This is a genomic window from Streptomyces sp. NPDC050738, assembly GCF_040654175.1.
In the GTDB taxonomy this organism is placed as follows: domain Bacteria; phylum Actinomycetota; class Actinomycetes; order Streptomycetales; family Streptomycetaceae; genus Streptomyces.
Genome location: NZ_JBFAHN010000012.1, coordinates 36,442 through 49,656, shown reverse-complemented (window position 1 = coordinate 49,656; position 13,215 = coordinate 36,442). Strand labels below are relative to the sequence as shown.

At 71.4% G+C, this 13,215-nt stretch carries 12 protein-coding genes and 1 riboswitch; of the genes, 10 read left to right on the top strand and 2 right to left on the bottom strand.

Annotated elements, in window-relative coordinates; translation table 11 throughout:
* The first annotated feature begins 75 nt into the window (after positions 1–75).
* Positions 76–336 (top strand): hypothetical protein, encoded by a 261-nt coding sequence (locus tag AB0H78_RS27135; protein WP_363237413.1) that lies wholly within the window; start codon positions 76–78, stop codon positions 334–336.
* Positions 337–347: 11 nt separating this feature from the next.
* Positions 348–1,532: an SPFH domain-containing protein gene (locus AB0H78_RS27130; RefSeq protein WP_363237218.1), complete on the top strand. Its 1,185-nt coding sequence runs from the start codon at positions 348–350 to the stop codon at positions 1,530–1,532.
* A 37-nt stretch (positions 1,533–1,569) separates the two neighbouring features.
* Here the strand turns inward: AB0H78_RS27130 and AB0H78_RS27125 are convergent, their stop codons facing one another.
* The gene (locus AB0H78_RS27125; RefSeq protein WP_363237217.1) at positions 1,570–2,067 is read right to left on the bottom strand and encodes an NUDIX domain-containing protein; all 498 of its coding nucleotides are present in this window, start codon (positions 2,065–2,067) and stop codon (positions 1,570–1,572) included.
* Between the two features lie 109 nt (positions 2,068–2,176).
* On the opposite strand from AB0H78_RS27125, the gene AB0H78_RS27120 reads away from it, so the two are divergent.
* Positions 2,177–3,757, top strand: coding sequence for an MFS transporter (locus AB0H78_RS27120; RefSeq protein WP_363237216.1), 1,581 nt, complete (start codon positions 2,177–2,179; stop codon positions 3,755–3,757).
* Positions 3,754–4,386, top strand: a complete 633-nt coding sequence (locus AB0H78_RS27115; RefSeq protein ID WP_363237215.1) for a TetR family transcriptional regulator — start codon at positions 3,754–3,756, stop codon at positions 4,384–4,386. The genes AB0H78_RS27120 and AB0H78_RS27115 overlap by 4 nt, the downstream gene beginning before the upstream one ends.
* A gap of 4 nt (positions 4,387–4,390) precedes the next feature.
* Here the strand turns inward: AB0H78_RS27115 and AB0H78_RS27110 are convergent, their stop codons facing one another.
* On the bottom strand, positions 4,391–5,230 hold the full coding sequence (locus tag AB0H78_RS27110) for a GntR family transcriptional regulator (RefSeq protein WP_363237214.1): 840 nt from the start codon (positions 5,228–5,230) through the stop codon (positions 4,391–4,393).
* Between the two features lie 273 nt (positions 5,231–5,503).
* Between AB0H78_RS27110 and AB0H78_RS27105 the strand changes: the two genes are divergently transcribed.
* The 6 genes from AB0H78_RS27105 to AB0H78_RS27080 all read left to right on the top strand — a co-directional run bounded on the left by AB0H78_RS27105 (position 5,504) and on the right by AB0H78_RS27080 (position 12,810).
* Positions 5,504–6,907 carry a cellulose binding domain-containing protein gene (locus AB0H78_RS27105; protein WP_363237213.1) on the top strand — a complete coding sequence of 468 codons (1,404 nt, stop codon included), beginning with the start codon at positions 5,504–5,506 and terminating at the stop codon, positions 6,905–6,907.
* 139 nt (positions 6,908–7,046) lie between these two features.
* Positions 7,047–7,123: riboswitch (cobalamin riboswitch) on the top strand.
* Between the two features lie 132 nt (positions 7,124–7,255).
* On the top strand, positions 7,256–8,479 hold the full coding sequence (locus AB0H78_RS27100; RefSeq protein WP_363237212.1) for a prenyltransferase/squalene oxidase repeat-containing protein: 1,224 nt from the start codon (positions 7,256–7,258) through the stop codon (positions 8,477–8,479).
* 5 nt (positions 8,480–8,484) lie between these two features.
* Entirely contained in the window at positions 8,485–9,156 is a 672-nt protein-coding gene (locus AB0H78_RS27095; RefSeq protein WP_363237210.1) for a transmembrane domain-containing protein, read from the top strand.
* Positions 9,156–10,271, top strand: a complete 1,116-nt coding sequence (locus AB0H78_RS27090) for a CbiQ family ECF transporter T component (RefSeq protein ID WP_363237209.1) — start codon at positions 9,156–9,158, stop codon at positions 10,269–10,271. Before AB0H78_RS27095 ends, AB0H78_RS27090 begins: the two co-directional genes overlap by 1 nt.
* Positions 10,268–12,007, top strand: a complete 1,740-nt coding sequence (locus AB0H78_RS27085; RefSeq protein WP_363237208.1) for an ATP-binding cassette domain-containing protein — start codon at positions 10,268–10,270, stop codon at positions 12,005–12,007. Before AB0H78_RS27090 ends, AB0H78_RS27085 begins: the two co-directional genes overlap by 4 nt.
* Positions 12,004–12,810, top strand: a complete 807-nt coding sequence (locus tag AB0H78_RS27080; protein WP_363237207.1) for an ECF transporter S component — start codon at positions 12,004–12,006, stop codon at positions 12,808–12,810. The genes AB0H78_RS27085 and AB0H78_RS27080 overlap by 4 nt, the downstream gene beginning before the upstream one ends.
* Positions 12,811–13,215 lie beyond the last annotated feature (405 nt).

Here is a 13,215-nt window from a genome sequence, read left to right as displayed (position 1 = left end):
CATGGATGGGCCGCAGGTCACGGGAGGCGTATGGTCTGCATTCTCAAGACCAGGACGACGAGGGGGCGGCCCCATATGTGGCCGGACGAGGCTGTGATCGGCTGTACGGGGAAGCTGGTCGTCGCCACTCGGGGACCTGCCGGTCCAGGTGAGGTCGTGGTGTGCGTCAGAGGCGGCACCGAGGCCTTTCTCGCCTGGTCCGAGGAGCCGCTGCCGACCGGGTCGGACGTCCTCGTGGTGGAGTCCCACGGGACGCGCCAGGTCGATGTCGTCCCGTGGACCAATCCACTCGACGAGTTGGACGCGTTGACCGACCCCGCCGGCGACGCCAGCTAAGGAGATCAAGGATGTTCGGTTATCGCGTTCCCGCGCCCGACGAGGCGATGCTGATCTCGGGCGGCAAGCGGGGACTTGGGGGTGCGCCGTTCCGGGTGGTGACGGGGCATGGCAAGTTCGTGCTTCCCGTCTTCCGCAAGGTCCGTTTCCTCACCCTGTCGATGTGCGAGTCGGAGGTCTCCGAGACCTGTGTGACCAAGCAGGGGATCGCTCTCACGGTGCGCGCCGTGATCGCGTTCAAGGTCGGCAACGACCAGGAGTCGATCGTCAATGCCGGCCAGCGTTTCCTCTCCGACCAGGACCAGATGTCGATCCTGACCGGGCGGATCTTCTCCGGTCACCTGCGCTCGATCATCGGCTCGATGACGGTCGAGGAGATCGTCACCGAACGCCAGAAGCTCGCCGTCGAGGTGCTGGACACGTCGAAGACGGAGATGGGGAAGATCGGCCTGACGGTCGACTCGCTGCAGATCCAGTCGATCGACGACGGCGACACGGGCTATATCGACGCGATGTCGGCCCCGCACAAGGCGGCCATCCAGCGCCAGGCGCAGATCGCCCAGGCGCAGGCCACGCAGGCCTCGGCGGAGGCGCAGCAGGTCGCGGCGCGCAACCAGGCGGAGTACGCCCGGCAGACGTCGATCGTGCAGGCGCAGTACAGCGCCGAGGTGGACCGCGCCCAGGCCGAGGCCTCCCAGGCGGGCCCCCTCGCGCAGGCGCACGCCCAGCGGGAGGTGCTCGCCGCGCAGACCGAACTGGCCGAGCGCGCGGCCGAGTTGCGGCAGCAGCAGCTGGTCGCGGAGATCGTGAAGCCGGCCGAGGCGGAGGCCGAGCGGATCCGGGTGCTGGCGGTGGCCGAGGCCGAGCGGATGAAGATCCAGGCCGAAGCGGCGGCTTCGTACGACCGCGTGGCCCTGGACCGGATGCTGATCGACCAGCTCCCGCAGATCGTCAAGGAGGCCTCGGCGGGCCTCCAGGGCGCCAACGTCAACGTCCTCAACGGCGCGGACGGCCTGGGCGAGATCGCGGCGGGTCTGGTCGGGCAGGGGCTGACGATCCTGGATTCCGTACGCAAGAACCTCGGCACCCCGAACGGTGACGGCAACGGCGGCGGCTCCGGCGCCGAGGTCCAGCGCTACCTGGGCGGCCCGCGCAAGCAGTCGGGCGGCGACAACGGCCCGATCGACGTGCAGTAGCCGACTGGCTCACGCATCCCCGAAGGCCCCGCTCCGTTCACCACGGCGCGGGGCCTTCGGCGTACCGCCGGAACGCCTCCTGCCCGTCCGGCACGAACGACAACTCCTTTACCGCCTCCGCCAGTTCTGCCTCCGTGAACCACCCGTGCCAGGCGATCTCGCGCGGGTCGGCGCTGATCGCGCCGCCGATGACGGCCTCATGGAGCGCCAGCCAGTACGGGCTGATCGCGCCGCGGACCAGGAAGCGCACCACGGGTCGCACCGTCGCCCGCACCCCCAGCTCCTCGGCCAACTCGCGCTCGGCCGCGCGCTCGTAGGACTCCCCCACCTCCACGGCGCCGCCGCACATCACGTCGTACAGCCCCGGGAACCGGGAGTCCGCGTCGGGCCGCCGGTGGACGAGCACCCGGCCCTGCGGGTCGCGGCACACGGTCGTCGCGACGCGGTGCAGCCAGCGGCGGCGGATGGCTTCACCTCGCTCGACGACGCCGATCACCCGGTCCTCTTCGTCCACGCGTTCCACCAACTCGCCCATGGTGCCCACCCTTTCATGACGACATGAGAGTCGACCACCACTTGACAGTGGACTTCTTTTTGCGAGTTACTGTCACTACTACTTCGATCCGACTCCACCGGAGGCAGTGATGACAGCTCCCGCACTCCCCGCACTCGCCCACTCCCCCCGCCGCTGGCTGGCGCTCGCCGCGCTCACCCTGAGCGTGCTGATCGTCGGACTCGACGGCACGATCATCAACGTCGCCTTACCGACGCTCTCCACCGAACTCGGCGCCGACAGCGCGCAGTTGCAGTGGATCGGCGGCGGCTATCTGCTCGCCCTCTCGGTGGCGATGCTCCCGGTCGGCCTGCTCGGCGACCGCTACGGACACAAGCGCCTGCTCCTCGGCGGCATCACTCTCTTCGGCCTCGCCTCACTCGCCGGCGCCATGGTGGGCTCGCCCGCCGCGGTCATCACGGTCCGCGCCGTCCTCGGCCTCGGCGCCGCGATGATCATGCCGCTGTCGATGGCGATCCTGCCGCGCGTCTTCGCCAAGTCCGAACTCCCCAAGGCAGTCGCCGTATGGACCGCGGCCACCGCCCTCGGGATGCCGATCGGCCCGGTCGTCGGCGGCTGGCTCCTCAACCACTTCTGGTGGGGCTCGGTCTTCCTCTTCAACGTCCCCGTGGTCGCCCTCGCCCTGGCCGCCGCGATCTGGCTGCTCCCGAGCGACCGGACCCGCGCTCAACAGGCCACCGCAAAGGCCCCGTTCGACACGCTCGGCACCGCGCTCAGCGCGCTGGGCATCACCGCCCTCGTCTACGGGACGATCCTCATCCCCACCGAAGGCTGGACGAGCCCCCAGGTCCTGGTCACCCTGGCCGCCGGGCTCGCCCTCATCGCCCTCTTCGTACGCCGCCAGCTCAGGACCTCCCACCCGCTGGTCGACCTGACCCTCCTGCGCAACCGCAACTTCCTCTGGGGCACGCTCATCGCGGTCTTCGTCAACTTCGCGGTGATGGGCATCCTCTTCGTCGTCCCGCAGTACCTGGAGGCCGTCCTGGGCAACGACGCCCTCGGCACGGGTCTGCGCGTACTCCCGCTGATCGGGGGCCTGATGGCCGCCGCGACGCTCAGCGAAGCCCTGGTCCCCAGGCTCGGCGCCCGCAAGGTGATCCCGGCCGGTCTGCTGCTGCTCGCCGCCGGCGCGGTGATGGGCGCGATGACGGACGCCGCCGACGGCTATACGTTCACCGCGATCTGGCTGACCCTCACCGGACTCGGCTTCGGTACGGCGGTCGTCCCGGCCACCAGCCTGGCGATGTCCTCGCTCCCGTCCGACACCGCGGGCCAGGGCACCAGCTTGCTGGAAACGGTCCAGCAGGTCGGCGGGGTCCTGGGCGTCGCGGGCCTCGGGTCGCTGCTCAGCGCGGGCTACCTGGCCCGACTCACCCTCTCCCCCGATGTCCCCTCGGACACGGCGGGCGCCGCCCGCGACTCCGTATCGGCGGCCGATGCGGTGGCAGCGCAGCTCCACGACCCGGATCTGCTGGCCTCCGCCCACCAGGCGTTCACGCACGGCATGAACCTGGTGATGCTGGCCTGCGGCGCGATCTCCGTACTGGCCGCGCTGCTTGCGGCTCGCTACCTGCCGGGCCGCACAGCACCGCAGCCTGCACCGGTGCCGGTGGCCACAACGACCGCCGTACCCGCAGAATCACTGTCATGACCCCCAAGGAGACCCCGGCCGCATCCCCGACCGTGCCCCCGGTCGCGCCCCTCACCCTGCGCGAGCGCAAGAAGCTGAAGACCCTGCGGACCATCCGCAGGGAAGCCTTCCGCCTCTTCTCGGAACAGGGGTACGAGGCCACCACCGTGGACCAGATCGCGGATGCGGCCGAGGTCTCCCCCAGTACGTTCTTCCGCTACTTCCCCACCAAGGAAGACGTCGTCCTGGACGACGACTACAACCCGGCGATGGCGGAGGCCCTGCGCGCCCGCCCCGCCGACGAGCCGGTGGTCGAGTCGATCCGCCAGGCCATGACCGACTCGGTGGGCGAACTCCTCCAGCACGACCGCGAGGAACTCATCATCCGCACCCGCCTGACCTACAACGACCCGGCGATCAGGGCCCGTTCGATGGACGAGCTGGTCCGCAGCGAGGCAGAGGTGGCCGCGATGATCGCCGACCGCACCGGCCGCCCGGAATCCGACCTGGAGATCCGCTGCGCGGCCGCGGCGATCATCGCGGTCTCCTCGGCGGTCATACGGCACTGGGTCGAGGGGGACGGCAAGGAGGACCTCGCCGCCCTGTACGACACCCAACTCGGCTTTCTGGCAGCCGGGTTGCGGCTCTGAGCGCTCAGCCAGGACCCTGCACATCGCCAGTGGTCGACGACGTGATGATGTCGCCGTGTGCGAAGTCGCCCGGGGGGATTCCGGGGTGGTGGCCGCTGTGCGGGGCCGCTTGTGCGGGTGACGTGCCCAGGGCCAGGCGCGAGACGATGCGATAGCGGTCGCCTCGGTAGACCGAGTGCACGTACTCGACCGGCTGTCCGGAGCGGTCCGTCGTCAGCCGCTCGATCAGCAGCGCCGGTGACAGCACCGGCACTTCCAGTACGGCGGCCTCCGCCTCGTTGACCACGGTCGGCTCGATCGACTGGACCGCCTCGTGGACGAACACCCCGTGCTGCTCGCGCAGATGGACGTAGAGATCACCGGCCTCCAGCTCCTGGGCGGTCAGCCCGGGCACCAGACGCGCCGGGATGTGCAGGTGCTCGATGGCCATCGGCGCTCCGTCGACCAGACGCTGGCGTGCGATGTAGACCAGCTCGTCGGCCGGCGACATACGGAGCTTGCGGCCGATCCGCGCGCCCGCCTGGACCGTGGAGTGCTCCAGGAGCTTGCTCGACCAGTTGCCGCCCGCCAGGGGGACGGCGAACGCGGCGTCGTCCTGGACCAGTTCCTGGGTGATCTTCGCGGGCGCGACGAACATGCCGCGACCGTGCTGGCGGACCAACTGCCCTGTCGCCACCAGCTCGTCGACGGCGGCGCGCAGCGTGGGCCGGGAGACACCGAGGGCCGCGCAGAGCGTGCGCTCCGAGGGGATGGCATCGCCGGGACGGCAGTTCTCGATCAGCCCGAGCAGGTGCTCGCGGACCCGTTCGCGCTTGAGCACGGCGCCCGAGGAACCGCTGTCCATGCCATTTCCTCCATTACCACTGGTCATGTGCGTGGGACGTCATCCTAGCGCCCCACACCCCAACTACCATGTTTTCCAGCACACTTGACGACCCAAGTGGTCTATGCCACCTTCTTGCCAGCGTCAACTGGTCAGCTGTCCACTTGCCCATTGGTCAGGTGCAGTCGGCCCTGCCCCATCCCCCGCACTCCCTCCCGCACCACCCCCACTGGAGAGGAATCCCGGCAGATGATGAACAGACCTCGCTCCGCGTCCCGGTTCTCAAGTCCCTTGATGCGTACGGCGATCAGCGTGGCCGCCGTGACCGGCCTGTGCGGCGCCGCGCTCACGGCGCTCCCCGCCAGCGCGGCCACCCCGCCCGTGAAGGTCCAGTACCGGCAGAGCTCCACCGGTTCGGACCAGGCCGAGCCCTGGTTCAAGGTGGTCAACCCGGGCAGCCAGAGCGTGGCCCTGAGCCAGGTCAAGTTCCGCTACTACTTCAAGGCCGACGCCGGGGCCTCGTACACCTACGCCTGTTCCTGGGCGGTCAAGGGCTGCGCCAACATCACCGGCACCTTCGGCACGCTCGCCCACCCCACGGCCACCGCCGACCGCTATCTGGAGATCGGGTTCACCGCGGGCGCGGGCTCCCTCGCCCCGGGCGCCGACACCGGTGACATGCAGCTGCGCTTCTACCGCTCCAACTGGGCCTCGCTCAACCAGAGCGACGACTACTCCTTCAGCGCCTCCCAGACCGCGTACGGCGACTGGTCGAAGGTGACGGCCACCGTGGGCGGCACCACGGTGTGGGGCACGGCCCCCGAGGGCAACGGCGGGGACCCGACGACCCCGCCCACCGACCCGCCGACCACACCCCCCGGCGGCGGCAGCGCCCTCTTCGACGACTTCAACTACTCCTCCTACAGCGATCCGTCGATCGACTCCCACGGCTGGAGCGTCCGCTCGAACTCCGGCGGCCCCGGTGTCTCCGGAGCGACCTGGGCCCCGCAGAACGTCACCTTCGGCACGGAGAGCGGCAACTCCGTGATGAACCTGGAAACGTCCACGGCGGGCACCGGCGAGTCGACGAAGCAGACCGAAGTCCTCACCAAGGCACTGAAGTTCAAGAACGGCACGTACGCGGCCCGCGTCAAATTCGCCGACGCCCCCAAGTCGACGGGCCCCGACGGCGACCACCTCGTCCAGACCTTCTTCACGATCAACCAGCTCAAGGCGCCGATGGCCGACGACTACGCGGAGTACGACTTCGAGTACCTGCCCAACGGCGGCTGGGGCGAGCCGTCCAACATCCTCTATACGACGTCGTGGGAGACGTACAACCCCGACCCCTGGCAGGCGGTCAACCAGCACACGGAATCCCGTCAGTCGTACGCGGGCTGGCACGACCTGGTCGTGACCATCGACAACGCGAACATCACGTACTACATCGACGGCGCTCAGTTCGGGGTGCACGACGCCCAGTACCTCCCCGAGGCCCCCATGTCGATCAACTTCAACCAGTGGCTCATCGACTTCGGCGGCCAGGCGTCGACGACCCCGCGCGCGTACGACCAGAAGGTCGACTACGTCCTCCACGTGAAGGACCAGGTCCTGACCCCGGCCCAGGTCAACGCGAAGGTCGCCGCCTACCGCGCGGCGGGCACGCACTTCGAGGACACGGTCCCCTCCTCGGGCTGACCGGGCACATGCCAGGACCCGGACAAGGACCACGGGGCAAACCGACCGGGGTCCTTGTCCGGGGGTTCGCGGGGGCCGGGCCACGGCGCCGACCGGAATACGGGCCGGTAGAGTGAGCGCGTCGTCATCACACCCGTACAGGGGAAAGCCGGTGCAAATCCGGCACTGGCCCGCAGCCGTAAGCCACGTGAGCACCAGTGGCAAGTCGGAATGCCCTGTACGCGACCGTGAGCGGCTCGCGTCGCCGGGACCCCCGGTGGCCGGCACCGTCGAGGTAAGCGGAGCCGGAGCCCTGGTGCCCCCGCGGGACCATGCCCCGGCTTCCCCGCAGGAGAGGCCCCACCCGTCATGACCGTTCGCCGCAGCACCGCAGCGCTCGCCGCCGCCACCGCCGTGCTCTGCACGGCCGCAGCCCCGGCCGCCTTCGCCGACGACGCGTCTCCGTCCGCCTCCGCCTCGCCCTCGGTGGTGATCCCCTCCGGTCTGTACGGGAAGACCGACCCGACCTACGACGGCGTCTGGCGCCAGTCGCTCGCGCTCCTCGCCCAGGACACCGTCAAGGTCGCCCCCGCCGCCAAGGCCGTCGACTGGCTGACCGCCCAGCAGTGCGCCAACGGCGGATTCGCCTCCTTCCGCGCCGACGCGTCCAAGGCCTGCGACGCCAAGACGATGTTCGACACCAATGCCACCTCCGCCGCCGTCCAGGCCCTCGTCGCGCTCGGCGGCCACGACGACACCGTGAAGAAGAGCACCGACTGGCTGAAGTCCGTCGCCGGCAAGGACGGCGGCTGGTCGTACGTCCCCGGCGGCCCCAGCGACGCCAACTCCACGGCTGTGGTCGTCGGCGCGCTCGCCGCCGCGGGCGAGAAGGGGGACGTCGTCGACAAGGCGCAGGGCGTGCTCCTCTCCCTCTCCGTTCCCTGCGACGACGCATCGGGCGCGGGAGCCTTCGCGTACCAGCCCGACAAGTCCGGGAAGCTGTTCGCCAACGCCAAGGCGACCACCGGCGCGGTCCTCGGCTCCCTCGGCGAGCAGCTCAACCCCTCCAAGGGCGACAAGGACCCCCAGGGCACCGGCTGCGAGAAGGCCACCGACCCGGCGGGCGCCGCGCACAACGGCTCCGCCTACCTCGCGGGCCAGCTCAGCAAGGCCGGTTACCTGAAGTCCACGCTGCCCGGCTCCACGGACAAGCCCGACTACGGCAACACCGCCGACGCCGTCACCGCGCTCGCCGCCGACGGCCTGTCCGGGCAGGCCCAGGCTCCGCTGGCCTGGCTGGAGAAGAACTCCGCCGCCTGGGCGAAGGGCAGCCCGGCGGCGTACGCGCAGCTGATCTTCGCGGCGCACGCGACCGGCACCGACCCGAAGGACTTCGGCGGCGCCAACCTCGTCGAGCAGCTCAACGCGACAGGCCCGGCCCCGCAGACCGCCGCCGACACCTCATCCGCGTCGAAGAAGGACGACAAGGACTCCGGCGGCTTCAGCGTCTGGTGGATCGTCGGCATCGGCCTCGTCGCCGGTGTCGGCATCGGCTTCCTGATGAGCGCGCGCGGCCGCAAGAACCAGGGCTGATCCCCGTGCGCACCCGCCCCGCCGCACTTCTCGCTCTCGTCCTCGCGCTCGGCTCCGCTCTCACGGTGCTGGGCGCGGGGTCCGCCCAGGCGGCCGGCTACCGCTACTGGTCCTTCTGGGACCGCGACGGCAGCTCCTGGACGTACGCCACCCAGGGGCCGTCCACCGCGCATCCCTCCGACGGTGACGTCGTGGGCTTCCGATTCGCGGTCAGCGTGGACTCCGCCAAGGCCGTCCAGCCGCGCGGGGCAGCCGACTTCGCGGCGATCTGCGCCAAGACCCCCGCCAAGGACGGTTCCAAGCGCGTCGCGATGGTCATCGACTCCGGTACGGCCGCCGACGCACCCGGCGGCGAGACGCCGCCCGCACTCCGTACCGCCTGCGCGCAGGTCGGCGAGGCCGCGACCACGGCGGACGCGCTCGCGGCCGCCGCACCGCCGCTTCGCTACGACTCCAACGCGCTGCTCTGCGCGATCGGCGGCTACCCGAAGGCGGGCTGCGCCGAGCAGGTCGCGGCCGATCCGCAGAAGAGCTCCGCTTCCTCGCCCGCCGCCACCGAGAAGTCGGACGACGCCGACTCCGGCTCCGGCCCCTCGGCCGGTCTCATCGGCGGCCTCGCCGCCGTACTGGTCATCGGCGCGGGCGGCATCTGGCAAGCGCGCCGCCGTCGCCGCTGATGCCCACGCCCCTGCGCGCCCCCGCGGCCACCCGCTCCAACGCCCTGCACGCCGGGGCGTGGTGGCTGTGGGCGCTGGGCCTGGCGACCGCCGCATCGCGCACGACCAATCCGCTGCTGCTCCTCCTGCTCGTCGCGGTCAGCGGATACGTCGTCGCGGCGCGCCGGACGGATGCGCCGTGGGCGCGCTCGTACAGCGTCTTCCTCAAGCTGGCGCTGCTCGTCCTGGGGATCCGGGTCGTCTTCACCGTCGTGCTCGGGTCGCCGATTCCGGGTACGCACGTCCTGTTCACGCTGCCCCAAGTCCCGCTCCCCGACTGGTTCCAGGGCATCCAGCTGGGCGGGAAGGTCACCGCCGAGGGGCTGCTGACCTCCCTCTACCAGGCCATGAAGCTGGCCGCGCTGCTGATCTGCGTGGGCGCCGCGAACGCGCTCGCCAATCCGGCGCGGCTGCTCAAGTCGCTGCCCGGGGCGCTGTACGAGGCGGGGGTCGCGGTCGTCGTCGCGATGACGTTCGCCCCGAATCTGGTCGCCGATGTGAGCCGGCTGCGTGCCGCCCGGCGGCTGCGCGGACGCCCCGACACGGGGGTCAAGGCCCTGCTCCAGGTGGGGCTGCCGGTCCTGGAGGGCGCGCTGGAGCGGTCGGTGGCGCTGGCCGCCGCGATGGACGCGCGCGGTTACGGGCGGCAGGCGGACGTGCCCGCCTCCGTGCGCCGCACGACCTCCACGCTCACGCTCGCCGGGCTCCTCGGCGTATGCGCGGGTACGTACGGACTCCTGGCCGCGGCCGGAGGCCTGTACGGGCTGCCGCTCCTCCTGATCGGCGTGGCCCTCGCGCTCGGCGGCCTCTGGCTCGGCGGGCGGCGCGCGGTCCGCACCCGCTACCGGCCCGACCACTGGGGGCCGCGCTCCTGGCTGGTGGCCGGTTCGGGGATGGCGGTCGCCGCGCTGATGATCCGCTTCTCGTCGACCGAGGCGCTCGCCCTGAACCCCGCCACGATGCCGCTCGCCGCGCCGGAACTGCCGCTGTGGCCCGCGGCGGCGATCCTGGTGGGACTGCTCCCGGCGTTCGTGGCACCCGCGCCGACCCTGTCTCCGAAGGAGCCCGCACAGTGATCCGCTTCGAGAACGTATCGGTCACCTACGACGGTGCGGACACCCCCGCACTCGCCGGGGTCGAACTGACCGTTCCCGAGGGCGAGTTGGCGCTCCTGGTCGGCCCTTCCGGTGTCGGTAAATCAACACTCCTGAACGCGGTCTGCGGCCTGGTCCCGCACTTCACGGGCGGCACGCTCACCGGCCGGGTGACGGTCGCGGGCCGCGACACCCGCACCCACAAGCCCCGCGAACTCGCCGACGTGGTCGGCACGGTGGGCCAGGACCCGCTCTCCCACTTCGTCACCGACACGGTCGAGGACGAGCTCGCGTACGGCATGGAGTCGCTCGGTCTGCCGCCGGACACGATGCGCCGCCGCGTCGAGGAGACCCTGGACCTACTGGGCCTGGCCGACCTCCGCGAACGCCCCATCGCCACCCTCTCGGGGGGCCAGCAGCAGCGCGTCGCGATCGGCTCGGTTCTCACCACGCACCCGCGCGTCCTGGTCCTGGACGAACCGACGTCGGCGCTCGACCCGGGCGCGGCCGAGGAAGTCCTCGCCGTACTCCAGCGCCTGGTCCACGACCTCGGCACGACGGTCCTGATGGCGGAGCACCGCCTGGAGCGCGTCGTCCAGTACGCGGACCGGGTCATCCTCCTCGCGGAACGCGGAGCGGCGCCGCTCATGGGCGCACCGGCCGACATCATGGCGCTCTCCCCGGTGCACCCACCGGTGGTGGCGCTGGGCCGCCTGGCGGGCTGGGATCCGCTGCCGCTGTCCGTACGGGACGCACGCCGTGGCGCGGGGGCGCTGCGGGACCGGCTGGCTGCCCTCCACCACCATCAAGCCCCTCCGGCGATGGAGGAGCGGGGGTCCGGGGGCGGAGCCCCCGAAACAGCGACGCAGGCCGAACCCCCCGCCCCGCCCGCCAAACGGGGCCTGTTCGGACGCCGCCGCCCCCAGCCCCGTATCGAAGAGTCCGACACCTCCGTAGCCGAGATCTCCGCCCTCGGCGTACGCCGCGACCGCGTGGAGGCCCTGCGCCAGGTCACCCTCACCGTGTCGCCCGGCGAGACCATCGCCCTCATGGGACGTAACGGCGCGGGCAAATCCACGCTCCTTTCCACCCTGGTCGGCCTCGTCGAGCCCACCAGCGGCAGCGTCCGCGTCGGCGGACTCCCCCCGCACCGCACACCGCCGCGCGAGATGGTGCGCCGCGTCGGTCTCGTACCGCAGGAGCCGCGCGATCTGCTGTACGCCGATACCGTCGCCGCCGAGTGCACCGCCGCCGACCACGACGCCGGGGCACCGGACGGCACCTGCCGGGCCCTGGTCGGTGAGCTGCTCCCCGGCGTCCCCGACGACACCCACCCGCGCGATCTCTCCGAGGGCCAGCGCCTCACGCTCGCCCTCGCCGTCGTGCTGAGCGCCCGCCCTCCGCTGCTCCTCCTCGACGAGCCGACCCGCGGTCTGGACTACGCGGCCAAGTCCCGCCTGGTGACCCGCCTTCGCGCGCTCGCCGCCGACGGCCACGCCATCGTCATGGCCACCCATGACGTGGAGCTGGCCGCCGAACTGGCGCACCGCGTCGTGATCCTCGCGGACGGAGAGGTCGTCGCGGACGGCCCGACCGCCGAGGTGGTCGTCTCCTCACCGGCCTTCGCACCGCAGGTCGCCAAGATCCTCGCGCCGCAGGAGTGGCTGACCGTCCCGCAGGTCGCGGATGCGCTGGCAACGCTGGAAGGTCCGGCATGAGCACGGTCGCCCCCATCCGCTTCGGCGTCCGCTCCCTGTGCGCGGTCCTGCTGGTCTCCGCGATCGGCGCGATGGCCTTCCTCTGGCCACTGTTCGCCGACCCCGGCTCCGACGTCGTCGCGCACAGCGGGGACGCCCCCTGGCTGTTCGCGCTACTGCTCCCGCTGATGCTGGCCGTGGTCCTGGCCACCCTCGCCGACACGGGCCTGGGCCCGAAGGCCGTCGCCATGCTCGGCGTCCTGGCGGCGGTGGGTGCCGCGCTGCGGCCGCTGGGCGCGGGGACGGCGGGCATCGAGCCGATGTTCTTCCTGATGGTCATCGCCGGACGCGCGCTGGGCCCCGGCTTCGGCTTCACGCTCGGCTCGTTGACGATGTTCGCCTCGGCGCTGCTGACGGGCGGGGTCGGGCCGTGGATGCCGTTCCAGATGCTGACCATGGGGTGGGTGACGATGGGGGCGGGCCTGCTGCCGCGGGCTGCGGGCCGGGCCGAGCTGTGGCTGCTCGCGGTGTACGGGGCGCTCGCCGGATTCGCGTACGGCTTCGTCATGAACCTCTGGGGCTGGCCTGTGGTGACCGGCCAGTCGACCGCGCTGTCGTACGTCGCGGGAGCACCCGCCTCGGAGAATCTGCCGCGCTTCCTCGCCTATTACGTGGCGACCTCGCTCGGCTGGGACTTCATGCGCGCCGCCGTCACCGCCGCCCTGTGCCTGCTGCTCGGCCGCCCGGTTCTGAAAGCGCTGCGCCGGGCCACGCGGCGTGCGGCCTTCGAGACCCAGGTCACTTTCGACGCCGCGGGGACGTGAGCCGACGCACAGGTCTTTGGTCCTGTACGAGGCCGGTTAGTAGCCGCTGAACGCCTCTGACCTGCGGTGGAGTGCCGGGCATTTCGGGGCGGCGTGCGAGTCGCGCTAGTAAGAGGGCCCTTTGCGGGGCTCCGGCGCCCCTGCTCCACTGGAGGACGTCGCAGCGCGCCGTCCCCCTCCCTCTCGTGTCTTTGTACCGAGCGGTCGAGGCGCGCCAGCGGCCTTCCTGTCCCCGGCGTTAGGTCTCTCTGTGTCCCGCATGTCGCTGCCCACCCGTACCTCCCTCCGTCACCGCACCGGTGCCGCGGGCGCCGCCGTCCTGCTCGGTGTGCTGGGGATGACGATGGTGGCGACACCTGCGCAGGCGACCGATTCCGCTGCGGCGCAGCCGACGGTCACGTGGGT